We start from the raw sequence: 22,576 nt of genomic DNA, 5'->3' as shown, positions 1-22,576 counted from the left end.
GCGTCAGCCCTCCGGTTCCCGCTTCATCACGAAGTCGTACGCCGCCATGGGGCCCAGCAGCGTCATCTCGACGCGGCCGTCCCATTCCTGCGCGAGCGAGCCGACCGCCTCCTCGAGTTCGTCCTGCCGGTCGAGTTCGACGAGGACGGCAATGTGCGCCGCGTCCTCCTCGTGGGTGGGCTGCCGCTCGTTGACCATCGGTTCGAGGGCCTCGAGGGCGTCGATCACCCGGCGGGTGTCCTCGGCGCGTTTGGCCTCGATCGCCTGGTTGATGATCTCCCCGAGCGCCATTCGGGCGTCGCGGGTGGCGTCCTCCGACTTGTCGCGGATCTCCTCGCGCAGCCGGGCGGCCTCGGAGTTCTCGTCGAGCACCTCGCGCAGCACGGCGTTCTCGACGTAGCGGCCCTTGATCACGAACTGTGCCCGGCCCTCCAGCTCGTCGAGGGCAGCCTTCAGCTCGTCGTGGTTCTCCTCGAGGAGTTCCTTCTCGACCGCCTCGGCGTCGGTCATCACCGCCCCGAACCGCAACGGCAGTACGGGGACGACGGCCGCGGAACCGTCCAGCAGTTCCGCGTGCGCCTTCAGGTCGTCGGGCGTGCCGAGGGGCCTGTCGACCGAGATCTCGCTGACCAAGGCGGCGACGTCGCCGTGACGCACCACCGTGACGTCGCTCTGCGGATCACCCACACCCTTCGCGTGCTCCTCGGGCTCCACGTCGGCCGGCACGATGCCGTAGACGTACATGGCGGTGCTCTGCCCGCCTTCGCTCTCGGGTGCCTCTGCGGCCTGATCGGTGGACATCAATCCCCCCTTCGCTTCGGTCGGCTTGCCGTCTCCCGCTTGTCCTCGACGTCGCCGAGGAAGTCCATCACCTTCTCGCCCGCGGCCTCGAGCGCGCCCTTGGTCTTGTGCTTGGACCCGCCCTGGGTGATGTCACCGACGAGGTCGGGCAGGCCCTTCGGCTCGTTGTCGGCGATTTCCAGGCGGTTCACCGCCTCGGCGAACCGCAGATAGGTGTCGACGCTGGCCACGACGATGCGTGCGTCGATGGTCAGCAGCTCGATGCCCACCAGCGACACTCGCACGAACGCGTCGATGACGAGTCCCTTGTCCAGGATGGTGTCGATGACGTCGGCGAGACCGGAGGAGTTCGGGCGGGCCATCGTGCCGCCGCCGCCCCCTCCGCCCCCGCCGCCGGCGGGTTGGATGGTCATGTGCGTGCTCCTCGCCTGGCGCCCCTACGTGTGCCCGTGCGCCGCCGCCGTGCCGGTGCCTCCTCCTCGTCCTCCTCTTCGGGCTCCTCCTCGGTCTCGTCCTGCATGCCTTCGTCCTCGTCGTCCTGCAGACCCTCGTCCTCCTCGTCCTGCTCCTCGGGGAGTTCGTCCTCGTCCTCTTCGTCGGAGAGTTCGTCCTCAGCGCCTTCGTCCTCGGCGCCTTCCTCTCCGACGTCCTGCTCCTGCTCTTCCTGTTCCCGTTCCTCCTCCTCGCGCCGGGCGGTCTCGTCGTCCTTGACTACCTCGCTGTCACGGATCTCCCCGTGCCAGCCCACGACGTCGTCCGGGTGCAGGACTGCCTCCGTCATCACGTGCCGCTCGAAGTGCTTGAGTTCCAAGCGCGCTCGTCGACCGACAGCGCGCCACAGGTTGGCGGTCTTCTCGAACAACCCCCGCGGGTGGTACTCGAGCACCATGATGATCCGGGTCAGATTGTCGGCGAGTTCGTGGAAGGTCACCGCCCCGTCGATGTAGCCCTTGGCGCCCTTCGAGCGCCACACGATCCGATCGAACGGAACCTGCTCGAGGATCGTCGACTCCCAGTTGCGCCGGGACCAGAAGACCTTCCCGGTCCATTGCAGCTTCTCGTCGGAGGCCTGCTCGACCTGCTCGACCTTCTTCATGAACTTCGGCCAGTCGGCGAATTGCGTCCACAGGTCGTAGGCGAGGTCGATCGGAACACCGACGTCGATCTGCTCGACGATGTTGGTGAGCTTGAGCTTCTTGTTGCCGCCGCCCTTACCCTTGCCTTCGCCGCCGCCGAGGGATTCCTTGACGTCGTCGAACTTGTCCTTGGCGGTCTGCTTGACGTTATCGAACCCGCCGCTCAGCGCCGCGGTGATCGGCGACTTGCCCTCGGCGGACTTCTGCACACCGGTGATCGCGCCGAGCAGATTCCCGCCGCCGCCCTCGGCATAGTCGTTGAGACGCCCTGCCGTTCCGGTCACCTTGTCGGAGACCGTGGACAGGGCACGCTCGGCGAACGTGCCGGCCAAGCCCTGCAGCGACTTCTGCAGGTGCTTGGTGGGCGAGAGATCCTGTGCCGCTTTGCCGGCGCTGCCGGCCGCCCCCGTCGCCGTCTTTCCCGCCCGTCCCGCAGTGCCGGTGGCGGTCTTCCCGGCCTTGCCGGCCGTCTCCCTGGCGGTCTTGCCCAACCGGCGGGTGGCGTCTTCGAGTGATCGCGTCATCGGACTCACTTCCTCGTGCGCCGGACCGGAGCGCGCCCCGAGGCGGATGCCTCGGCGCGGGTACTACGGCGCCGGGGCTTCGCCGGCTCCTCGTCCTCGTCGCCGGACTCCTCCGGTTCCTTCGCCTTCTTGGCTCGGGATGTCTTGGGACGGCTCGCGGATTCGGCAGTGCGTCGCCTGGCGGCCGGCCGTCGGCGCGCGGGCTTGGGGGCTTCCTCTTCCTCCGCCTCTTCCGGAGCGCCCTCTTCCTCTTCCGGCGTTTCCTCCTCTTCGGACTCCTCCTCCGGGTACTCCTCCTCGGCGGACTCCTCGGCCGGTTCCTCCTCGTATTCGCCTTCTGTGTACTCGTCTTCGGGCTCCTCGCCGGCGTACTCCTCTTCCTCCGGCTCCTCCTCGGAAGCCTTGGGGCGCCCGGCGGCCCGCTGCTGGAGTCGCTCGTTGAGTGAGTCGATCCGATTGCTCGCGGCGGTGACCGCGGCCGCGCGGGCGGCGCTCATCAGCTCACCCCGCACCGAATCGGTGATCTTGACCAATTCCGGTGAGGACCCGACCATCGAGGCCCCACGCTTGAGGATGTCCTGCGGGTTGCTGGGCAGGCGTCCCGTCAGGCCTGCCCCCGCGAGCATCAACGCCAGCCGCATCTTGTGCGTGCGACCGAGGAAGTATCCGATACTCACCCCGGCGGCGACTCGTGCCCCACCTTTCATGACCATTCTCCTTCGCCTGCACGTGGCCGCGGTTGCGGGCAGGTTTCCGGTCGCGCACGGTGTCTCGTCCGATGCGGTGGGCCCGCGGTGCGGTTCGAATGTGATGTATCCCACACTACGCATTTCAAACATCGATTCGCTGACGATCGACCGGAATACCCATCCGTCATGGCAGGGGTGTGATAACGAACCGATCGGTATGCCCATGGGGCGTTTCCGGGCGGTGCGCCGCGGGTATCGCAACACTCGATGGGGCGCGGCTCCGTCCTCGCCGGAATCCACAAGGAGGGCACCATGGCTCACCTCGCCAACAGGATGATGCACAAGGCCGAGGAAATGGTCGGCAAGACCCGCTACAACCTGGGCAAGCGGACCGGGAACAGGAACCTGCAGAGCGTGGGTCGGCGCGGTCAGGTCTCCGGGCGAATCAAGGGGTTCGGTGACAATCTCACGCATGCGGTAAGAAATGCCCAAGGGCGGTTCAAGAACAGGTCACATCGTTCCGATCTCCGCTGAGCCGTCACTCGCAGGCGGCGATGCCGCAGGCGCGCAGGGCGAACGCCGCCTCGGGCCCGACGATCTCGCCGACCAGGGTCAGGAACCGGTCGACGAACGCGGGCCCGTGCGGCGGTTCGGTCGGGTCGTCCGGATCGGACGGATCCAGATGGTGTGCCAGCTCGTGCAATACCACCAGCTCCCGGAACGCCCACGCGGTGTTGGCATGGTGCTCCGGGAGTGCGATTGTGGCGCAATCGCTTTCGTAGTGGGCGGCAGAATTTCCGGCGCGTGCCCGGACGCGTGCTCGCACCGACGCCCGCGGCCAGCGGGCCCGCACCCAGTTCAGCGCCAGCACCGCGTCCACGTACGCCTGGATGGACTCGAGGGAGGCGAAGCGCCGCTCCACCGGCAGGGTGACCTGCGATCCGGCCAGCTCCACCACCCGCAGGCCGCGCTCGTCGGCCCGGTCGAACATCGTGCGTACCAACGATTCCGCCTCGTAGACGGCAGTCCTCTGGGTGTCGCGCAACCGGGTCACCGCGGCAACCTCCGGGCCGCGGCCGGCAGTTCCGGGCCGGAACCGAGGCGCGCCTGCCGCCCCGCCCGGTCCCCGGCACGACGGGCGTCGGACGAGTGCCCTACCCCCACCGCGGGTCCGCGCCAGCTACCGCGCGCCTCGGACGTGCTGCGGTAGAAGTCCCGCAGCTCGATCTGCTTGTCGCGCAGCGCCAGGGCCGCCCCGGGGGTGTCGACGCTCGCCTCCCGCTCGATGTCCTGTTTGGCGTCCGAGAGCCGCTGCCCGATGCGCGTCGCGAAAGCCGACTGGAAGTTCAGCCGCGCGGTGACGGCCGCGACGGGCCGGCGCACCCGCGTCCGCACCCGCCGCCCCCCGCGCATCTCGACCACCGTGCGCACGGTCGTCTCGTCCTTGTAGGTACCCGAACGCAGGTAGGCGTCGGAGGCGCGGACCATCTGCACGAGCAGCGACGAGTACAGGGCCTCGCACACGTCGATGTCGGAGGCGAAGCCGTAGGCGTAGATCACCGTCGACGTGGTGGTGATATCGCACTGCACGTCGTTGGCGGCGGCGATCGCCAGGAACAGCTGCGCGTACGTGCGCAACCCCTTCTTCCCGCTCTCCCCGATCGTGATCAGGCGCTGCACCGGCGTCGCCCGGCGCTCCCGGCTCGCCGTGTGGGCACGCGCGACCGCCAGATCCACCGACGCGGCCGTGGCCAGCCGCTGCGCGGCGGCCAGGAATGCGTCGGCCTCGTGGGGGTTGTCGGTGGATTCCGCCTGACGGAGCAGGCCACCGATGCGGGTCAGCATCTTCTCCGAACTCACTCAGGCAGGTTACGCCTGTCGCGGTGCCTTTCCGGGCCTGTGGCGATCCGAGACGACACGACGGCGACGGGGTCGCCTATTCTCCTGCCATGGCCCCAGTGACCTTCGACCACGCGACCTGTCTGTTCCCCGGGTCGACCACGCCTGCCGTCGACGCGCTGAACCTCGAGATCGAGGACGGCGAGTTCCTCGTCCTGGTCGGCCCGTCCGGCTGCGGCAAGTCCACCTCCCTGCGCATGCTCGCCGGGCTCGAACAGGTGCACAGTGGGCGCATCCTCATCGGGGGCCGCGACGTCACGGCGCAGGAGCCCAAGGACCGGGACATCGCGATGGTGTTCCAGAACTACGCCCTCTATCCGCACATGTCCGTCGCCGAGAACATGGGCTTCGCGCTCAAGCTCGCCAAGACACCGAAGGCGGAGATCCGGGCGCGGGTCGAGGAGGTGGCGAAGATGCTCGACCTCGAGCAGTACCTCGACCGCAAACCCAAGGCGCTGTCCGGCGGTCAGCGGCAGCGCGTCGCCATGGGCCGCGCCATCGTCCGTCAACCGCAGGTGTTCCTGATGGACGAGCCGTTGTCCAACCTCGACGCGAAGCTGCGCGTGCAGACCCGCACCCAGATCGCACAGCTGCAGCGCCGCCTCGGCACCACCACCGTCTACGTCACCCACGACCAGGTGGAGGCGATGACGATGGGCGACCGCGTCGCCGTGCTCGACAAGGGGATCCTGCAGCAGTGCGCCTCGCCGCGCGTGCTCTACAACAAGCCCGCCAACGTGTTCGTCGCCGGGTTCATGGGATCACCGGCGATGAACCTGTTCACGCTGCCGGTCTTCGACCGCGGGGTGATGCTCGGCGACACCGCCGTGCAGGTGCCGCGCGACGTCGTCGGCCGGGTCACCGAGTCCGAGGTGGTGGTCGGCATCCGCCCCGAGCATTTCGAGATCGCACCCGACGGTCTCGCGATGGACGTCGACGTCGTCGAGGAACTCGGCTCCGACGCCTATGTCTACGGCCGCGCCCAGGTCGCCGGCCGTCCGCAGCAGATCGTCGCGCGCGGGGACTGGCGGAATCCGCCGCAGAAGGGCGAGCGGGTGCACCTGCGGTTCGATCCCGACCAGGTGCACGTCTTCACCACATCCGACGGTCGTCGCCTGGGCTGACCGGGTGCCGGGGCGCCGACACGGAACCGATCAAGGTCAGGTGGAATGCCTGCAGTTCGGTGCCCTCCATGCCAGAGTAAGGGCCGATGTCGGTGGCCCGGTGCCGCCGACGAGGGTTTTCTCACGATCTCAACGGGGAGTCATTCATGATTCTGAACTCGAAGGCGATGCGCCGCGCAGCGGTCGCGGCGTCCGCCGCGTCGATGCTGGTGCTCACGGCCTGTTCCTCCGACGGCGGCTCGGACTCGGGCAGCGAAGGGGGTACCGCCGCCGGCGGTGAGGGCCGCGGACCGATCACGATCGTCGAGGGTCAGGATCCGCTGAACACGGCACTCGAGAGCATCATCGCCGACTGGAACGCGGAGAACCCGGACGAGCAGGTCACCTTCAAGCCCTTGGGTAAGGAAGCGGACCAGCAACGCGACGACATCACCCAGCGCATGCAGGCCCAGAGTGACGAGTACGACCTCATCGCCGTGGACGTCACCAACACCGCCGAGTTCGCGGCCAACGGCTGGCTGCGGCCGCTCGAGGGCGACTACGCGATCGAGACCGACGGCCTGCTGCCCGCCACGGTCGACTCGGCCACCTACAACGGCACCCTGTACGCGGCGCCGAAGAACACCAACGGCGCGTTCCTGTACTACCGCACGGACCTGGTCGACAAGGCCCCGGCCACGTGGACGGAGCTGAAGGAGCAGTGCCCGAAGGCGCAGGAGGCGGGCATCGACTGCTACGTCGGGCAGTACAAGAACTACGAAGGCCTGACGGTCAACGTCTCCGAGATCGTCAACGCCTACGGCGGAGCCTTCGTCGCCGAGGACGGCACCACGCCGGCCATCGACGACAAGACCGCCGAGGGCCTGCAGTTCATCGTCGACTCGTTCGAGGACGGAACCATCCCCGAAGCCGCACAGACCTACACCGAGGGCGAGTCGCAGAACGCCTTCGGCGAGGGCCGCGCCCTGTTCATGCGGACCTGGCCGGGCTTCTTCACCGACGGTGAGTCCTCGTCGGTCGCCGGCCGCTACGGCATCGCCGTGCTGCCGGGCGTGGACGGCCCCGGCGCCTCCACCCTGGGCGGCTACAACGTCGGTATCAGCGCGTTCTCCGACGCGCCGGCGACCGCCCGCGACTTCCTCGAGTTCATGCAGACGCGTAAGTCGCAGACCTACTACGCCGAGGCCGGCGGCGCGCCGGTCCTCGAGGAGGTCTACGACGACCCGCAGATCCTCGAGCAGTACCCGTACTTCGCGACCCTGAAGGAATCTCTGGCCAACGCGCAGCCGCGTCCGGTCACCCCGTACTACTCGCAGGTCTCCAAGGCCATCCGCGACAACGCCTACGCGGCGATCCGCGGTGAGAAGACGGTCGACCAGGCGCTCGCGGACACCCGCGCCGGCATCGAGACCGCCGGCAACTGATGCAGGAGTAGTACATGGCGAAGCCGCAGGTCGAGCCCGCGGATCAGTCGCCCCTCACCACGGTCGGGACCGCAGTGATCGGTCCCGACCGTGGCCGTGGAGGCGGCCGGCACCGAGCCCCCGAACCCCCCGAGCCGCCGGCCGCGGCCGCGAAGCCGCGCCGGCGGATCCCGGTGTGGGCGTTCGTCGCGCCGACCCTGGTCGTGCTGGCCGTCGTCATCCTGTATCCGCTCGGCCGGGCGGTATGGATGTCGTTCCACGGCGACGCGAAGAAACTCGACCCCGAGACGGGCCGGTTCGTCACCGGCGGCTTCGTCGGACTCGAGAACTACGTCCGCTGGATCACGCAGACCTGCGGCACCGCGACGGGCTCGATCCCGTGCCCACCGGGCACCCTCGGCTCGCAGTTCTGGGGTTCGGTCGGCAACACCTTCTTCTTCACCGTGGTGACGGTCGCGCTCGAGACGGTCATCGGGTTCGCGATGGCGCTGGTGATGGCGAAGTCGTTCCGCGGTCGCGGGCTGCTGCGCGCGTCCGTGCTCGTGCCGTGGGCGATCCCGACGGCGGTCACCGCGAAGCTGTGGTTCTTCATCTTCGCCAACGACGGCATCGCCAATCAGATCCTCGGCACCGAGATCCTGTGGACCGCCGACCCGTGGCCCGCGCGCTTCGCGATCATCGTCGCCGACGTGTGGAAGACCGCACCGTTCATGGCGCTGCTCATCCTGGCCGGGCTGCAGATGATCCCGTCGGACGTGTACGAGGCGGCGAAGGTCGACGGTGCCACCGCCTGGCAGCGGTTCACCCAGATCACGCTGCCGCTGGTCAAGCCCGCGCTCATGGTCGCGATCCTGTTCCGCACGATGGATGCGCTGCGCATGTACGACCTGCCCGCCATCATGATGGGCTCCAACCCGGCCACCTCGACCATTTCGGTGCTGGTGGTCGACCAGATGCGTCAGGGCGCGAACTCCGCGTCGGCCCTGTCGACGATCACGTTCCTCATCATCTTCGCGGTGGCGTTCGTCCTGGTCCGGTTCCTCGGTGCCAACGCGGTGCGCACGCAGGAAGAACAGCGGAAGGGGACCCCGGCATGAGCCGACCGGGCACCGGCAAGGCACTGCGCGGCAGTATCGGCACCTACGTCGGCGTCGCGCTCATCGTCGTGTGGGGCCTTGCCCCGTGCTACTGGATGATCGTCACGGCGCTACGCGACCCGGCCGACACCTTCAGCACCACGCTGTGGCCGTCGAATCCGACGCTGCAGAACTTCGCGGACGCCCTGGATCCGTCGGCGAAGGTCAACTTCTCCCGGGCCCTGCTCAACAGTGTGATCATCGCCGGGGCCACCACCGCGATCGCGCTGCTGGTCGGTGTGTTCACCGCCTACGCCCTGTCGCGGTACGACTTCCGCGGCAAGTACTTCGTCACCGGCATCATCCTCGGTGCGTCGATGTTCCCCGTCGTCGCGCTGGTGACGCCGCTGTTCCAGCTGTTCACCGACCTGGACTGGATCGGGACGTACCAGGCCCTGATCATTCCGAACATCTCGTTCGTGCTGCCGCTGACGATCTACACCCTGACGTCGTTCTTCTCCGAGTTGCCGTGGGAGCTCGAGGAGGCCGCCCGCATGGACGGCGCCAGCCGGGGGCAGGCGTTCCGGATGATCATGCTGCCGCTCGCGGCGCCCGCGCTGTTCACCACCGCGATCCTCGCGTTCATCGCGACCGTCAACGAGTTCCTGCTCATGTCGCAGCTGTCGACGGAGAGGACCGCCCCGGTGACGGTGGCGATGGCCCGCTTCACGGGAACCGACCCGTACGTCACCCCGTATGCGTCGATCATGGCGGGCGGCACCCTGGTGATGGTGCCGCTGGTGGTGATGGTGCTGATCTTCCAGCGTCGCATCATCGCGGGACTGACCGCCGGCGGCGTCAAGTCGTGAGCCGACGGCCGTCGCGCCGGCAGCGACTCGAGCTGCTGCTCGGGTTCCTGACGATGGTCACGCTGCTGGCGCTGGTCGGCGCGGTCGCCGGGTTGCTGTCCGCCACGCCCGGTGTCGTCCCGTCGCTGCTGCTGCTCGCGTGCGTGGTGGCGTGGGGGCTGACGTTCCGGGCCTGGCGGCGCACCGGCTCCTGAGGGGCTCGCAGCGCCGCAGGTCGGGGCCGGTTTCTCGACCCCGGACCGCGGGCCGGACCGGGTCTGCGCGGCCTGCGGTACCCGTCACATCGGGGCGGAACTCCGTACCATGCGGTCGAGAGGGTGCGATCATTCGTCGGACCCGGATCTATCCGAGAAAGTGGTACGTGTGAGTTCTACGACCCCGTCGAACCCCCAGCACAGGAAACCCGCCGCCGGCGCGAAAGCGCGGCGGTGGCGCATCGTCGGCAACCTCGCGCTCGCCCTGGTAGCCGTTTTGGTGCTCGTGCCGGCGCTGATGTTCGCGGTGGCGTACATGTCGACGGACGTGCCCCGCCCGTCGGACATGAAGACCAACCAGGTCGCGACCGTCCTCGCCGCGGACGGTACCACCGAGCTGAGCCGGATCGTGCCACCCGAGGGCAACCGTGTCGAGGTCGATCTGGCAGAGATCCCGGAGCACGTGCGCAACGCCGTGCTCTCGGCCGAGGACCGCAACTTCTACAGCAACCCGGGCTTCTCGGTGAGCGGCTTCGCCCGCGCGGCCCGCGACAACGTGCTCGGCAAGGAGACCGCCGGCGGCGGGTCCACCATCACCCAGCAGTACGTGAAGAACGTGCTCGTCGGCGCCGACCGGACCGTCACCCGTAAGATGCGGGAACTGGTGATCTCGACGAAGATGGCCAGGCAGTGGTCCAAGGACGAGATCCTGCAGGCATACCTGAACACCATCTACTTCGGCCGCGGCGCCTACGGCATCGCCGCCGCCGCGCAGGCGTACTTCGGCAAGCCGGTCGGTGAGCTGTCGGTCGCGGAGGGCGCCGTGCTCGCCGGGGTGATCCAGACCCCGTCGGCGCTCGACCCCGAATTCAACCGGCCGGCGATCGAGGCGCGCTGGAACTACGTACTCGACGGCATGGTCGAGATGGGCGAGCTCGACACCGCCGAACGCGACGTGCAGGAGTTCCCCCCGACGGTGCCGGCTGCCCAGGCGACGCAGGCCGATGCTGCCACCGGCCCGGAGGGGTTGCTGCGTACCCAGGTGATCCGCGAGCTCGAGGCGGCGGGCATCAGCGGCCAGGTGCTCAGCACCGAGGGCCTGCAGATCACGACGACCATCGATCCGCGGGCGCAGCAGGCGGCGATCGATTCGGCGCGCGAGACTCTCGAGGGAGAACCGGCGAACCTGCGCACGGCCGTGGTGTCGATCGATCCGCGCTCCGGCGCGGTGCGGGCGTACTACGGCGGTGAGGAAGGGGCCGGGTTCGACTTCGCGCAGGCCCCGGTGCAGACCGGCTCGGCGTTCAAGGTGTTCGGTCTCGTCGCGGCGCTGAAGGACGGCATCGGCCTCAACGCCCGGTTCAGCAGCGCCCCGTTGACCGTCGGCAATCTCGAGATCGGCAACGTCGAGGGCGAATCGTGCGGGGTGTGCACCATCGCCGAGGCGCTGAAGCGGTCGCTGAACACCAGCTTCTACCGGTTGATGATGGCGATGGAGGACGGGCCGCAGAAGATCGCCGACGCCGCCCACGAGGCCGGCATCCCGCTCGAGATTCCCGGCGTCGACGGCCCCACGCTCAGCCACAACGGCGGCGCGCCGGAGGGTGGCATCGTGCTGGGTCAGTACCAGTCGCGGGTGATCGACATGGCGTCGGCATACGCCACGCTCGCCGCCTCGGGGACCTACCACCAGCCCTACTTCGTGCAGCGCGTCGTCAACGCCGAGGGTGAGGTGCTGCTGGACCGGCCCGCGTCTCCGGGCGAGCAGCGCCTCGATCCGGCCGTCGCGGACAACGTCACGCAAGCCATGCAGCCGATCGCCGCGTACTCGCGCGGACACGCGCTCGCGGGCGGGCGGCCGTCGGCGGCGAAGACCGGTACCACCCAGCTCGGCGACACCGGACTGAACAAGGATGCCTGGATGGTCGGGTACACCCCGTCGCTGTCGACGGCAGTGTGGGTCGGCACGCCGGACGGCACCGCCATCACCAACAGCTGGGGCGGGTCGATCTACGGTTCGATGCTGCCGTCGGACATCTGGAAGGGCACGATGGACGGCGCCCTCGAGGGCACCGAGGTCGAGAGCTTCCCGTGGCCCGATCCGATCGGCGGGCAGGCAGGTGTGCCGGTCGACACCGGGGTCACGGCGCCGTCGAACAACGTCCCCGCCCCGGTGCAGCTACCCCAGCTGCAGCTGCCGGAGCTGCCGCCGATCACGATCCCGGCACCTCCGGTGGAACTGCCACCGCAGATCCAGGTGCCGCAGCAGATCGAGGTGCTGCCGGGCGTGACGATCCAGATCCCGGGGTAGGCACCGCCGCCGTGGGTGTGGGCGGCACCGCCGCCGTGGCATCGTCGCGGACCCACTCGGACCCTGCACGCCGCCACGGCTGCGCGGCGGCCTCGAAGGTGGCGAACGCCTGCGCTGCCGTGAGTTTCCCCGCGGTGATCGGACCGAACAGGCCGACGATCCCCCACGCGAGGAACTGCACCGCGGGATCGAGCGCCGCGTCGTCCGCCCCGCGGGGTGCACCCAGGTGACGGGTGAGGACCTCGTGGACCATGTGGGCGGTGGCGCGCACGAGCACGGCGTCGCTGCGTCGGCCGGCCAGGGCCGCATACACCCGCGGGTACTCCTCACACAGGTCGAACACGGTGCGCACCGGCTCCCAGGGCGACGACCGTCCCCGGGCGCGTTCCTCGACGGCTCGCTGCATGTATTCGGTGCAGCTCACCACCAGCAGGTCGTCCTTATCGCGGAAGTGATGGTAGAACGTCGAGCGGCCCACGTCGGCGCGGTCGAGGATGTCCTGGACCGAGACGCGGTCGTATCCCTTCTCGGTGAGCAGCTCGATCAGCGCGCGGTGCAATTCGGTGCGGGTCCGCCGGACACGGCGGTCCTGGTGGGGAGGCACGGGTTCTCCTGCGATCGTCGGCGTTACCGGACATTGTGCGCCCGAGTGTGCCGAACCGGACGCTTTCCGGGGTTTCGCTCCTGGTGCCGTGCCACCGTCGCCTCCACCATGGAGCCATGACACACAACGAATTCCGGCAACGCCCCGAAGTACACGACGATGCGCCGGGGGTGCTGATCACCCGGGTCCGCGGGTACGCCGCGTTCAACGCGGTCTTCTTCGCCGGGCGACGTTCGCGGGTCGACGCCGCGGCGGCGGACCTGCTCGACCTGCAGCTCGGCCAGCGAGTCCTCGACATCGGTTGCGGACCAGGTGATTTCGCCCGGGTGCTGGCGGCGCGGGTCGGTCCCACGGGCCGTGTGGTGGGCGTGGACCCGTCACGGCCGATGATCGATCATGCGACCGCCCGGGCGGGGACCGTGCCGCAGTGCGAGTTCCGCGTCGGGACGGCGCAGGACCTCGACGATCCGGACGAGTCGTTCGACGCGGTGACCGCGACGTTCTCGATGCACCACATTCCCGAGGATCGGCGCGACCACGCGCTGGCCCAGTTCTTCCGTGTACTCCGCCCCGGCGGCCGGTTGCTGCTCGCGGACATGTTCCCCACCGACCGGGTCCGCCCGTTCGCGGTGCGGGTGCTGGCCCGTGCGATGGGGCACCGGCACGGCGGGGCCGACGCCTCGGACGTGGCCCGCGACCCGATCGCCGCCGTCGACGTCCGTCGCTACGCCGGCGCTCTGCGCAGTACCGGATTCGGCGAGCCGGTCTTCCATCGGATCAGGCCGTCGACCGGCTGTCTGATCGCCGTCAAGCCCGCTCCTCGCGGATGAGCCGCACGGCGTGGTCGACGACGTCGCCGACCGTCACGGACGGCTCGTCGAGCCGGTCGATCGCCATGGACTCGACCAGCGACCACCACCCCCGGATCCGTATCCGCGTCATCGGGGTCGGCTCGATACCGATCGCCGCGACGGTGCGTTCGACCATCGTGTTCCGCATGTTCTCGTGGATGGCCCGGATCTGCGGATCGGTGCCGAATCCACCGTGGAAGAACGCCTGATAGTGCCGGCCGTGCCGATCGATGAACGCCACGAACGGCTGCACGACGGCGCGCAGCGGGTCGGCGTCGTCGGGATCGGGGACGGCGGCCCGCAGCAGGCGCCGCGCCGCGGCGGCGACCACCGCGACGTAGTAGTCCTGCTTGGTGGGGAAGTAGCGGAACAGCAGGCCGCGGGAGATGCCGGCGATCTCGGCGACCCGGTCGACGGACAGGGCGTGAATCGGGCGGGTGGCGAGCTCCTGCAGGCCGATGGCGACGAGCTGGCGTTTGCGTTCCTCCGGAGGAAGGCGCCGCCGCTTCTCGGTGCTCACGGGTGGTCCCTCCCTCTTGATGGTGTGCTGCGCGCCCGGCTAGTCTAACTAAGCATTGCTCAGTTAGAGCTACGGAGGCCTCATGGATTTCGGTCAGTCGGAACGCTCGCGCGACTACCTCGAGCGCTTGCGCCACTTCGTCGCCACCGAGGTGGTGCCCGTGGAGGAAAAGCTGCGGCGCGAACGGGTCGCCCCCTTCGCGGCACGCGGCGACTCCTCGGGTGACGCGACGTGGTCGGTACCCGAGGAGTTCCGCGAACTGCAGCGCAAGGCCCGCGCCCAGGGCCTGTGGAACCTCTTCCTCCCCGACGCCGAACTCGGAGCGGGACTGACGAATGTCGAGTACGCCTCCCTCGCGGAGGAGATGGGCCGCTCCCCGTTCCGGTCGTCGATCTTCAACTGCGACGCCCCGGACACCGGCAACATGGAGGTGCTGTACCACTACGGCAGCCCCGAGCAGAAGGAACGCTGGCTGCGCCCCCTGCTCGACGGCGAGATCCGCTCGGCGTTCTGCATGACCGAACCCGGTGTCGCCTCCTCCGATGCGACGAACATGGCCGCCACCGCCGTCGTCGAGGGCGACGAGGTGGTGCTCAACGGACGTAAGTGGTGGAGCACGGGCATCGGCAGCCCCGACTGCAAGATCCTGATCTTCATGGGTCTCACCGATCCCCAGGCGCCCAAGCATCAGCAGCACTCGATGGTGCTGGTGCCGATCGACACCCCGGGGGTGAAGGTCGAACGGATGCTGTCCACGATGGGCTTCTACGACGAGCCCGGCGGCCACGGCGAGGTGTCGTTCACCGACGTGCGCCTGCCGCTCGACGCGATCATCGCCGGACCCGGCCGCGGATTCGAAATCGCCCAGGGCCGGCTCGGTCCCGGCCGCGTCCACCACTGCATGCGCCTGATCGGGCTCGCCGAACACGCCCTCGAACTCGCCTGCCGGCGCGGTCTCGACCGCGTCGCGTTCGGCAAGCCCCTGGTCAACCTCGGCGGCAACCGCGAACGCATCGCCGACGCCCGCATCGCGATCAACCAGCTGCGGCTGCTCGTGCTGCGCACCGCCTGGCTGCTCGACACCCAGGGCCTGGCCGGCGCGCGCTCCGCCGTCTCCGAGATCAAGGTCGCCACCCCGCGCGTCGTGCAGCAGGTGGTCGACTTCGCCATCCAGATCCACGGCGGCGCCGGACTTTCGGACGATTTCCCGCTCGCCGGTGCCTGGACGGCCGCGCGGGCACTGCGCCTGGCCGACGGTCCCGACGAGGTGCACCAGGGGCTGGTGGCGCGCTTCGAACTCGGCAAGTACACCAACCCGGAGGGTCGCAAGTGACAATTCCCGACAACGCCCGCGCCGTCCGCGACGAGGACGCGTTCGACGTCGCGGCCGTCGCGGCCTGGCTCGGCGAGCACGCCGGCATCACCGGACTCCCGGAGGTGCACCAGTTCTCCGGTGGCGCATCGAATCTCACATACCTGCTGCGTTACCCCGACCGGGACCTCGTGCTGCGCCGGCCGCCGGTGGGGGCCAAGCCGTCCTCCGGTCACGACATGGTCCGCGAGTACCGCATCCAGTCGCTCCTCGCGCCCGCCTACCGGTACGTGCCGCGCATGGTGGGCCTGTGCACCGACCACAGCGTGCTCGGCAGCGACTTCTACGTGATGGAACGGGTACCGGGGACGATCCTGCGGGCGAACCCCCCGGCCGAACTCGACCTGACCCCCGAGCGCACCCGCACCCTGTGCCTGCGGATCGTCGACCTGCTCGTCGAGCTGCACGGCGTCGATCCCGCGGCCACGGGGCTGAGCGAATTCAGCCGCGGCTCCGGATACGTCGCGCGCCAGGTGTCGGGCTGGACTGCGCGCTTCGAGAAGGCGCGCACCGAGAACGTTCCGGACTTCGCCCGGGTCACGAAGTGGCTGAACGACACCCAGCCCGCCGACGTGGCCTCGGCCGTCATCCACGGCGACTTCCGGCTCGACAACGTAGTGCTCGACGAGAACGACCCGCTGCAGCCCGTCGCGGTGCTGGACTGGGAACTGGCCACCGTCGGCGATCCGCTGATGGACCTCGGTTCCTCCCTCGCCTACTGGGTGCAGGCCGACGACGATCCGATGCTGCTCGCCACCAAGCGGCAGCCGTCGGATCTGCCGGGCATGCTCACCCGACGCGAGATCGTCGACTACTACTCGAGCAAGACCGGTCTGGCCGTTGACAACTGGGGCTTCTACGAGGTCTTCGGCCTGTTCCGGCTGGCGGTGATCGCGCAGCAGATCTACTACCGCTACCACCACGGGCAGACCACCAACCCGGCATTCAAGGACTTCTGGGTGATCGTGGGCTATCTGGACTCGCGGTGCAACAAGCTGATCGACGACATCGAGGCGGGACGAGCATGAGCACGCGGCAGAACATCCTCATCACCGGGGCGAGCTCGGGCCTCGGCGCCGGCATGGCCCGCGAGTTCGCCGCGCGGGGGCGCAACCTCGCCCTCGCGGCGCGACGGACTGAGCGGCTCGAGGAGTTGCGCGACGAACTGCTCGCGCAGCATCCGGGCATCACCGTCGCGGTGCGGCGGCTCGACGTCGACCGGCACGAGGACGTGTTCACCGTCTTCCGGGAGTTCGACGACGAGCTCGGCGGCCTCGACCGCGTCGTCGTCAATGCGGGCCTGGGCAAGGGGCAGCCCTTGGGCACGGGCTACTTCCGTGCCAATGCGCAGACGGCAAACACCAATTTCCTCGGTGCGCTGGCGCAGAGCGAGGCGGCCCTCGAACTCATGCGTCCCCGCAATGCCGGTCACGTGGTGCTGATCTCGTCGGTGAGTGCGGTGCGCGGGATGCCGCGCAATCTCACGACGTACGCGGCGTCGAAGGCTGCCGTCGCGGCGCTCGGGGAGGGAATGCGTGCGGACCTGGCGCGCACGGGCATCCGGGTGAGCACGATCTTCCCGGGGTTCATCCGCTCGGAGATCAACGAGAAAGTGAAGAACGTGCCCTTCATCGTCGACACCGAGACCGGTTGCCGCGCACTGGCGGCCGCGATCGAGAAGGAACCGCACAAGGCGTACGTCCCGGCCTGGCCGTGGACACCGATCGCCTACGCGATGAAGGTACTGCCGCTGTCCGTCGTCAGCCGGATGGTCTGACGACGCCGCGTGTGTGGCCGAATGTCACATTCGGTCGATCTAATCGACGCGATGTGACATTCGGCCACCACCACCACCGTTACTACCACTACCACCCGCGAGGGGTGTTGTGACGCTAGGGATCAGGCGTCGGCACCGATGATGAAGGCCTCGAGCTCGGCGCGGGCCTTGTCGTCGGCCATCTGGACCGGGGGGGACTTCATCAGGTAGGCGGACGCCGGCAGGACGGGGCCGCCGATGCCGCGGTCCTTGGCGATCTTCGCGGCGCGGATCGCGTCGATGATGATGCCGGCGGAGTTGGGCGAGTCCCACACTTCGAGCTTGTACTCGAGGTTCAGCGGCACGTCGCCGAAGGCGCGGCCCTCGAGGCGGACGTACGCCCACTTGCGGTCGTCGAGCCAGCCGACGTGATCGGACGGGCCGATGTGGACGTCGTTGGCGCCCATCTCCTTCTTGAGGTTGGAGGTGACGGCCTGGGTCTTGGAGATCTTCTTCGACTCGAGGCGCTCACGCTCGAGCATGTTCTTGAAGTCCATGTTGCCGCCGACGTTGAGCTGCATGGTGCGGTCGAGCTGCACGCCGCGGTCCTCGAACAGCTTCGCCATCACGCGGTGGGTGATGGTGGCGCCGACCTGCGACTTGATGTCGTCGCCGACGATCGGGACGCCGGCCTCGGTGAACTTGGCGGCCCACTCCGGGTCGGAGGCGATGAACACGGGCAGCGCGTTGACGAACGCGACACCGGCGTCGATGCAGCACTGGGCGTAGAACTTGTCGGCCTCTTCGGACCCGACGGGGAGGTAGGACACGAGCACGTCGACCTCCGCGTCCTTCAGCGCCTGGACGACGTCCACGGGCTCGGCCTCGGAGAGCTCGATGGTCTCGGCGTAGTACTTGCCGATGCCGTCGAGGGTGTGGCCACGCTGGACGGTGACGCCGCTCGGCGGAACGTCGGCGATCTTGATGGTGTTGTTCTCGCTGGCGAAGATCGCCTCGGAGAGGTCGAAGCCGACCTTCTTCGCGTCCACGTCGAATGCGGCGACGAACTGGACGTCGCGCACGTGGTACGAGCCGAACTCGACGTGCATCAGGCCGGGAACGGTGGTGTTCGCTTCCGCGTCCTTGTAGTACTCGACGCCCTGGACCAGGGACGAGGCACAGTTCCCCACGCCTACAATGGCCACGCGCACCGAGGTGCTGTTCTCACCCATGGTCGGGTTCTCCTTCTTTGTTGCGTTGTGCTGTCGACTGCTCGGCGGCGATCAGTTCGTTGAGCCAGCGGACCTCGCGCTCACTGGACTCGAGGCCGAGCTGATGAAGCTGACGGGTGTAGCGATCCAACGTCCCGCTGGCCCGTCCGATTGCGTCGCGGAGCCCTTCCCTGCGCTCCTCGACCTGGCGGCGCCTGCCCTCGAGGATCCGCATCCGCGCCTCGGCGGGGGTGCGGCTGAAGAAGGCGAGGTGCACGCCGAAACCGTCGTCGGTGTAGTTCTGCGGACCGGTGTCGGCCACCAGCTCGGAGAAGCGCTTGCGGCCCTCCGGGGTGAGCTGGTACACGCGACGGGCTCGTCGCTTGACGGTGCCGGGTGGTCCCGAGTCCTCCTCGATGAGTCCGTCGGCCTGCATCCGTCGCAGCGTCGGATAGAGGGAACCGTAGGAGAAGGCGCGGAACGCGCCGAGCAGCCCGGTCAGTCGTTTGCGGAGCTCGTAGCCGTGCATGGGCGACTCGAGGAGCAGCCCGAGAATTGCCAGCTCGAGCAAGAGGCCTCCTCCACCGTGTCGTCGAACTATCCGAGTGATGCGATCACCGATTATATCGCACCGATATATAGGACGATAACTGACAGAAGTTCATGTGACAACGGGTATCGGTAAGAATGTCAGGGTTCGAAGTCGAGCCGACCGTCCGCGTAGGCGGTGTCGAGACGACCGCAGGCTTGCGCCCGGTCGGTGTCGCGTGCCCGCGTTCGAGGCGTGTGTCGGCTCACCACCCGGGCAGCCTGGAACGTCCGATATGTGCGTGTCGCACAGTCACGCGGCCCACACCCCGCCCACCCGCGTGCCGTCCGCACGTACTCTGGACCCGTGCGGATACAGCGGCAGGTGGTGGACTACGCGCTGCAGCGCAGGTCGCTGCTCGCTCAGGTCTACTCGGGGCGGACCGGCGTCTCGGAGGTGTGCGACGCCAGCCCCTACCTGCTCCGCGCCGCCAAGTTCCACGGTCGGGGCAGTGACGTGGTCTGCCCGATCTGCCGCAAGGAGCAGCTGACACTCGTGTCGTGGGTGTTCGGCGACAAGCTCGGCCCGGTGTCCGGGTCGGCCCGTACCGCGGAGGAACTGGTCCGCCTGGCCGCCAGCCAGGAGGAGTTCTCCGTCCACGTGGTCGAGGTGTGCCGCACGTGCAGCTGGAACCACCTCGTCCAGTCGTATGTCCTGGGGGCGGAGCCCGCTCCGAAGCGGCCCCGCCGCAGGTCGACCGGCCAGAGCCGCCGCACCGCGAGCGAGTGAGCCGTGCGCGACCCCTGCTGAACCGCCCCGTCCCCGGTGAAGTCCCCGGGCGACACCGCACTGCCCGAACACTGCACTGCCCGAACACTGCACTGCCCGAACGCGCGCTGCCCGACGAGACCGAAGTCTGCAGACGTGAAACGAGGACGCGTGCCGCGCGTCCGCGCTACCGGTTGGAGATGAGTACGTGAGTTCCCCCCACAACGACCCGCAGGGCGAACGGCCGATGCCGCCGCACGGGAACGGACCGGCCGGTCCCCCGCCGCCGCGGCGACCGGGACCTGTGGGGGGTCCCCCACCGCAGCGCGGTCCCGGCGGCCCGCCGCCCGGCGAACGGCGGATGCCCCCGCCGCAGGGACGCCCGTACCCGCCGCAGCCGCCGCGCCCCCAGCAGGGCGGCCCGCGGCCCCAGCCGTATCCGCCGCAGCAACGTCCCCCGCACCAGTACGGGGCCGCAGGGATGCCGTCGCCGGACGCTCGCGGGCCGCGACCGCAGCAATCGCCGGCCGACCGGACCCGGCAGCTTCCACCGCAGAACCGGCCGCCGGTGCAGAACCGCAACCCTCAGCAGCCGCCCGACCGGCCCGCCGGCGCGCCCCCCGGCGGGCGCCCGCCGACCCCGCCCCCGACCGCACGTGGCGGGGGTGACGAGCCGCCGCGTGGTCCGGGCGACCCCAAGTCGACGCGCTGGCGCACCGTGCGGCGCGTCGGCTACGTAGCCGTGGCCCTGGCCCTGGTGCTGCCGATCCTCGCGTTCATGCTGGCCTACGTCGTCCAGGAGGTCCCGCGTCCCGGTGACCTGAAGACCAATCAGGTCGCCACCGTCTTCGCTTCCGACGGTTCGACCGTCATCACCAAGGTGGTGCCCCCTGAGGGCAACCGCACCGAGGTGCGCCTCGACGAGATCCCCGAGCACGTGCGCAACGCCGTGCTCGCCGCCGAGGACCGCGACTTCTACAGCAACCCCGGATTCTCGGTCAGCGGCTTCGCCCGCGCGGCCCGCGACAACATCCTCGGCCGGGAGAGCGCCGGCGGTGGCTCGACCATCACCCAGCAGTACGTGAAGACGGCGCTGGTCGGCTCCGAGCGCACCCTCACCCGCAAGATGAAGGAACTCGTCCTCGCGTCCAAGATGGCCAACCAGTGGTCCAAGGACGACATCCTCGCCGCCTACCTGAACACCATCTACTTCGGGCGCGGTGCGTACGGCATCGCTGCTGCCTCGACGGCGTACTTCGGCAAGCCCGTCGGCGAGCTCACCGTCGAGGAGGGTGCCGTGCTCGCCTCCTCCATCCAGCTGCCGTCGCTGCTGGATCCGGAGACCAACCCCGAGGGCGCCCAGGCGCGCTGGAACTACGTCCTCGACGGGATGGTGACCGCCGGCACCCTCGACGAGGCCGACCGGGCGTCGATGCAGTATCCGCGGTACGTGCCGCTGGCCGAGGTCGACAACGGCGGACAGTCCAACGGACCGGAGGGGCTGCTACGCAACCAGGTGCTCCGGGAACTCTCCGAAGAAGGCATCGACGAGAACCTCCTGAACACCGAGGGACTCCAGATCACCACCACGATCGACCCGCAGGCGCAGGAGGCCGCGCTCGACGCGGTCCGCACGAACATGGAAGGCGAGCCGGAGGAGCTGCGCACCGCCGTCGTGTCCGTCGACCCGCGCAGCGGCGCCGTCCGCGCCTACTACGGCGGCGACAACGGCGGTGGTTTCGACTTCGCCCAGTCCGGTCTGCAGACCGGTTCGTCGTTCAAGGTGTTCGGCCTGGCTGCCAACCTCGACCAGGGCAACCCGCTGTCCGCGATGTACGACAGCGGCCCGCTCACCGTCAACGGCATCTCGATCGGCAACGTCGAGGGCGAGAACTGCGGCACCTGCACCATCGCCGAGGCGCTGAAGCGGTCGCTCAACACCAGCTTCTACCGGATGATGCTCGAGATGGACAACGGCCCGCAGGCCATCGCCGACATGGCGCACCAGCTCGGCATCCCGGAGGAGATCCCCGGCGTCGGCGAGACCCTCACCGAGCCGGGCGGCGTCGGCCCCAACTACGGCATCGTGCTCGGCCAGTACCAGTCCCGCGTGATCGACATGGCGTCGGCGTATGCGACGCTCGCCGCGTCCGGCACCTACCACGAGCCCTACTTCGTGCAGAAGGTCGTCACCGCCGACGGCACCGTGCTGCTCGACCGCGGCACCCCGGCCGGGGAACAGCGGGTCGACGAGGCCGTCGCCGACAACACCACCGCCGCGATGATGCCGATCGCCGCGTACTCCAACGGACACGCCCTCGCCGGCGGCCGCCCGTCCGCCGCCAAGACCGGCACCGCGCAGCTCGGCGACACCGGCTCGAACAAGGACGCCTGGATGGTGGGTTATACGCCGTCGCTGTCGACGGCCGTGTGGGTCGGCACCGAACAGGGCCTGCCCCTGGAGAACAGCTGGGGCGGCATGATCTACGGGTCCGGCCTGCCGTCGGACATCTGGAAGGACACGATGGACGGTGCCCTCCAAGGCACCGACGTCGAGAAGTTCCCCACTCCCGAACCGATCGCCGGACAGGCCGGTGTGCCGGCGTACTCGGCGCCCGCGCCGCCGAGGACCACGACGCAGACCCCGACGACGACCGAGCGGACGACGCCGGAGCTGCCCACGCCGCCGGAGATCACGACCCGCAACGTCGAGATCCTCCCGGGCGTGACCATCCCCATGCCGGGCGTGGCGCCGCAGACCACCACCCGGCAGGTGCCCACCCCGGCCCCCACCACGGAGGAGGACACGCCGGGCTTCGGGACGCAGGACGAGTCGACCGGCGCCGGCGGAGACGAGCAGTCCGGCAACAGCCGCTTCCAGGAGGACCCCGTCGGCGCCACACCCGGCGGGTAGCCTC

At 69.1% G+C, this 22,576-nt stretch carries 24 protein-coding genes; 13 read left to right on the top strand and 11 right to left on the bottom strand.

Annotated elements, in window-relative coordinates; translation table 11 throughout:
• Positions 1 to 3 precede the first annotated feature (3 nt).
• From ACM26Y_RS24770 to ACM26Y_RS24755, 4 genes are read right to left on the bottom strand one after another with little or no spacing between them, the layout of a single operon-like run.
• A complete protein-coding gene (locus ACM26Y_RS24770) occupies positions 4 to 801 on the bottom strand; it encodes a GvpL/GvpF family gas vesicle protein (RefSeq protein ID WP_124258483.1) in 798 nt (265 codons plus the stop codon).
• Positions 801 to 1,214: a gas vesicle protein GvpJ gene (gene gvpJ, locus ACM26Y_RS24765; RefSeq protein ID WP_124258484.1), complete on the bottom strand. Its 414-nt coding sequence runs from the start codon at positions 1,212 to 1,214 to the stop codon at positions 801 to 803. Before gvpJ ends, ACM26Y_RS24770 begins: the two co-directional genes overlap by 1 nt.
• On the bottom strand, positions 1,211 to 2,461 hold the full coding sequence (locus tag ACM26Y_RS24760; protein ID WP_416062228.1) for an SRPBCC family protein: 1,251 nt from the start codon (positions 2,459 to 2,461) through the stop codon (positions 1,211 to 1,213). Before ACM26Y_RS24760 ends, gvpJ begins: the two co-directional genes overlap by 4 nt.
• 5 nt (positions 2,462 to 2,466) lie before the next feature.
• Positions 2,467 to 3,168, bottom strand: a complete 702-nt coding sequence (locus tag ACM26Y_RS24755; protein WP_203011263.1) for a hypothetical protein — start codon at positions 3,166 to 3,168, stop codon at positions 2,467 to 2,469.
• A gap of 294 nt (positions 3,169 to 3,462) precedes the next feature.
• Here ACM26Y_RS24755 and ACM26Y_RS24750 point away from each other — a divergent pair, with 294 nt between their 5' ends.
• Positions 3,463 to 3,684: a hypothetical protein gene (locus tag ACM26Y_RS24750; protein ID WP_054371778.1), complete on the top strand. Its 222-nt coding sequence runs from the start codon at positions 3,463 to 3,465 to the stop codon at positions 3,682 to 3,684.
• Positions 3,685 to 3,688: 4 nt separating this feature from the next.
• Here ACM26Y_RS24750 and ACM26Y_RS24745 read toward each other — a convergent pair whose 3' ends face one another.
• Both ACM26Y_RS24745 and ACM26Y_RS24740 read right to left on the bottom strand, forming a co-directional pair.
• Positions 3,689 to 4,204 carry a TIGR04338 family metallohydrolase gene (locus ACM26Y_RS24745; RefSeq protein WP_203011262.1) on the bottom strand — a complete coding sequence of 172 codons (516 nt, stop codon included), beginning with the start codon at positions 4,202 to 4,204 and terminating at the stop codon, positions 3,689 to 3,691.
• Positions 4,201 to 5,010 carry a DUF2786 domain-containing protein gene (locus ACM26Y_RS24740; RefSeq protein ID WP_416062227.1) on the bottom strand — a complete coding sequence of 270 codons (810 nt, stop codon included), beginning with the start codon at positions 5,008 to 5,010 and terminating at the stop codon, positions 4,201 to 4,203. The genes ACM26Y_RS24745 and ACM26Y_RS24740 overlap by 4 nt, the downstream gene beginning before the upstream one ends.
• A gap of 89 nt (positions 5,011 to 5,099) precedes the next feature.
• Between ACM26Y_RS24740 and ACM26Y_RS24735 the strand changes: the two genes are divergently transcribed.
• The 6 genes from ACM26Y_RS24735 to ACM26Y_RS24710 all read left to right on the top strand — a co-directional run bounded on the left by ACM26Y_RS24735 (position 5,100) and on the right by ACM26Y_RS24710 (position 12,047).
• Entirely contained in the window at positions 5,100 to 6,173 is a 1,074-nt protein-coding gene (locus ACM26Y_RS24735; RefSeq protein ID WP_003934949.1) for an ABC transporter ATP-binding protein, read from the top strand.
• Positions 6,174 to 6,319: 146 nt separating this feature from the next.
• The gene (locus ACM26Y_RS24730; RefSeq protein ID WP_289381449.1) at positions 6,320 to 7,597 is read left to right on the top strand and encodes an ABC transporter substrate-binding protein; all 1,278 of its coding nucleotides are present in this window, start codon (positions 6,320 to 6,322) and stop codon (positions 7,595 to 7,597) included.
• Positions 7,598 to 7,611: 14 nt separating this feature from the next.
• A complete protein-coding gene (locus ACM26Y_RS24725) occupies positions 7,612 to 8,694 on the top strand; it encodes a carbohydrate ABC transporter permease (protein WP_054371782.1) in 1,083 nt (360 codons plus the stop codon).
• Positions 8,691 to 9,542, top strand: a complete 852-nt coding sequence (locus tag ACM26Y_RS24720) for a carbohydrate ABC transporter permease (protein ID WP_054371783.1) — start codon at positions 8,691 to 8,693, stop codon at positions 9,540 to 9,542. Before ACM26Y_RS24725 ends, ACM26Y_RS24720 begins: the two co-directional genes overlap by 4 nt.
• Positions 9,539 to 9,736 carry a hypothetical protein gene (locus ACM26Y_RS24715; RefSeq protein WP_054371784.1) on the top strand — a complete coding sequence of 66 codons (198 nt, stop codon included), beginning with the start codon at positions 9,539 to 9,541 and terminating at the stop codon, positions 9,734 to 9,736. The genes ACM26Y_RS24720 and ACM26Y_RS24715 overlap by 4 nt, the downstream gene beginning before the upstream one ends.
• Positions 9,737 to 9,905: 169 nt before the next feature.
• Complete coding sequence (locus tag ACM26Y_RS24710) at positions 9,906 to 12,047, top strand: transglycosylase domain-containing protein (protein ID WP_416062226.1); 2,142 nt, start codon at positions 9,906 to 9,908, stop codon at positions 12,045 to 12,047.
• Here the strand turns inward: ACM26Y_RS24710 and ACM26Y_RS24705 are convergent.
• A complete protein-coding gene (locus ACM26Y_RS24705; RefSeq protein WP_416062225.1) occupies positions 11,950 to 12,651 on the bottom strand; it encodes a TetR/AcrR family transcriptional regulator in 702 nt (233 codons plus the stop codon). The two genes, ACM26Y_RS24710 and ACM26Y_RS24705, sit on opposite strands and share 98 nt — an antisense overlap.
• 116 nt (positions 12,652 to 12,767) lie before the next feature.
• Between ACM26Y_RS24705 and ACM26Y_RS24700 the strand changes: the two genes are divergently transcribed.
• Positions 12,768 to 13,481, top strand: coding sequence for a class I SAM-dependent methyltransferase (locus ACM26Y_RS24700; protein ID WP_371382752.1), 714 nt, complete (start codon positions 12,768 to 12,770; stop codon positions 13,479 to 13,481).
• On the opposite strand, the gene ACM26Y_RS24695 is transcribed toward ACM26Y_RS24700, so the two are convergent.
• The gene (locus ACM26Y_RS24695; RefSeq protein ID WP_371382751.1) at positions 13,459 to 14,022 is read right to left on the bottom strand and encodes a TetR/AcrR family transcriptional regulator; all 564 of its coding nucleotides are present in this window, start codon (positions 14,020 to 14,022) and stop codon (positions 13,459 to 13,461) included. The genes ACM26Y_RS24700 and ACM26Y_RS24695 overlap by 23 nt on opposite strands.
• A gap of 82 nt (positions 14,023 to 14,104) precedes the next feature.
• On the opposite strand from ACM26Y_RS24695, the gene ACM26Y_RS24690 reads away from it, so the two are divergent.
• The 3 genes from ACM26Y_RS24690 to ACM26Y_RS24680 are packed head-to-tail and all read left to right on the top strand — an operon-like array spanning position 14,105 to position 17,171.
• Positions 14,105 to 15,355 carry an acyl-CoA dehydrogenase family protein gene (locus ACM26Y_RS24690; protein ID WP_416062224.1) on the top strand — a complete coding sequence of 417 codons (1,251 nt, stop codon included), beginning with the start codon at positions 14,105 to 14,107 and terminating at the stop codon, positions 15,353 to 15,355.
• Positions 15,352 to 16,422 carry a phosphotransferase family protein gene (locus ACM26Y_RS24685; protein WP_003934941.1) on the top strand — a complete coding sequence of 357 codons (1,071 nt, stop codon included), beginning with the start codon at positions 15,352 to 15,354 and terminating at the stop codon, positions 16,420 to 16,422. The genes ACM26Y_RS24690 and ACM26Y_RS24685 overlap by 4 nt, the downstream gene beginning before the upstream one ends.
• Positions 16,419 to 17,171, top strand: coding sequence for an SDR family oxidoreductase (locus tag ACM26Y_RS24680; RefSeq protein WP_289381461.1), 753 nt, complete (start codon positions 16,419 to 16,421; stop codon positions 17,169 to 17,171). Before ACM26Y_RS24685 ends, ACM26Y_RS24680 begins: the two co-directional genes overlap by 4 nt.
• A 122-nt stretch (positions 17,172 to 17,293) precedes the next feature.
• Here ACM26Y_RS24680 and ACM26Y_RS24675 read toward each other — a convergent pair whose 3' ends face one another.
• From ACM26Y_RS24675 to ACM26Y_RS24665, 3 genes are all read right to left on the bottom strand, one after another.
• A complete protein-coding gene (locus ACM26Y_RS24675) occupies positions 17,294 to 18,382 on the bottom strand; it encodes an inositol-3-phosphate synthase (RefSeq protein ID WP_003934938.1) in 1,089 nt (362 codons plus the stop codon).
• The gene (locus ACM26Y_RS24670; protein ID WP_003934937.1) at positions 18,375 to 18,932 is read right to left on the bottom strand and encodes a PadR family transcriptional regulator; all 558 of its coding nucleotides are present in this window, start codon (positions 18,930 to 18,932) and stop codon (positions 18,375 to 18,377) included. Before ACM26Y_RS24670 ends, ACM26Y_RS24675 begins: the two co-directional genes overlap by 8 nt.
• A 119-nt stretch (positions 18,933 to 19,051) precedes the next feature.
• On the bottom strand, positions 19,052 to 19,159 hold the full coding sequence (locus ACM26Y_RS24665) for a DUF1707 domain-containing protein (RefSeq protein ID WP_416063750.1): 108 nt from the start codon (positions 19,157 to 19,159) through the stop codon (positions 19,052 to 19,054).
• A gap of 97 nt (positions 19,160 to 19,256) precedes the next feature.
• Between ACM26Y_RS24665 and ACM26Y_RS24660 the strand changes: the two genes are divergently transcribed.
• Together ACM26Y_RS24660 and ACM26Y_RS24655 are read left to right on the top strand one after the other, a co-directional pair.
• Positions 19,257 to 19,679: a DUF5318 domain-containing protein gene (locus tag ACM26Y_RS24660; RefSeq protein WP_048771266.1), complete on the top strand. Its 423-nt coding sequence runs from the start codon at positions 19,257 to 19,259 to the stop codon at positions 19,677 to 19,679.
• A 340-nt stretch (positions 19,680 to 20,019) separates the two neighbouring features.
• Positions 20,020 to 22,572 carry a transglycosylase domain-containing protein gene (locus ACM26Y_RS24655; RefSeq protein ID WP_416062223.1) on the top strand — a complete coding sequence of 851 codons (2,553 nt, stop codon included), beginning with the start codon at positions 20,020 to 20,022 and terminating at the stop codon, positions 22,570 to 22,572.
• Positions 22,573 to 22,576: the final 4 nt, after the last annotated feature.

The organism is Rhodococcus indonesiensis, from assembly GCF_047782815.1.
In the GTDB taxonomy this organism is placed as follows: domain Bacteria; phylum Actinomycetota; class Actinomycetes; order Mycobacteriales; family Mycobacteriaceae; genus Rhodococcus; species Rhodococcus indonesiensis.
Note: the sequence above shows the minus strand (reverse complement) of the source record. Positions and strands in the feature narration are given on the sequence as shown.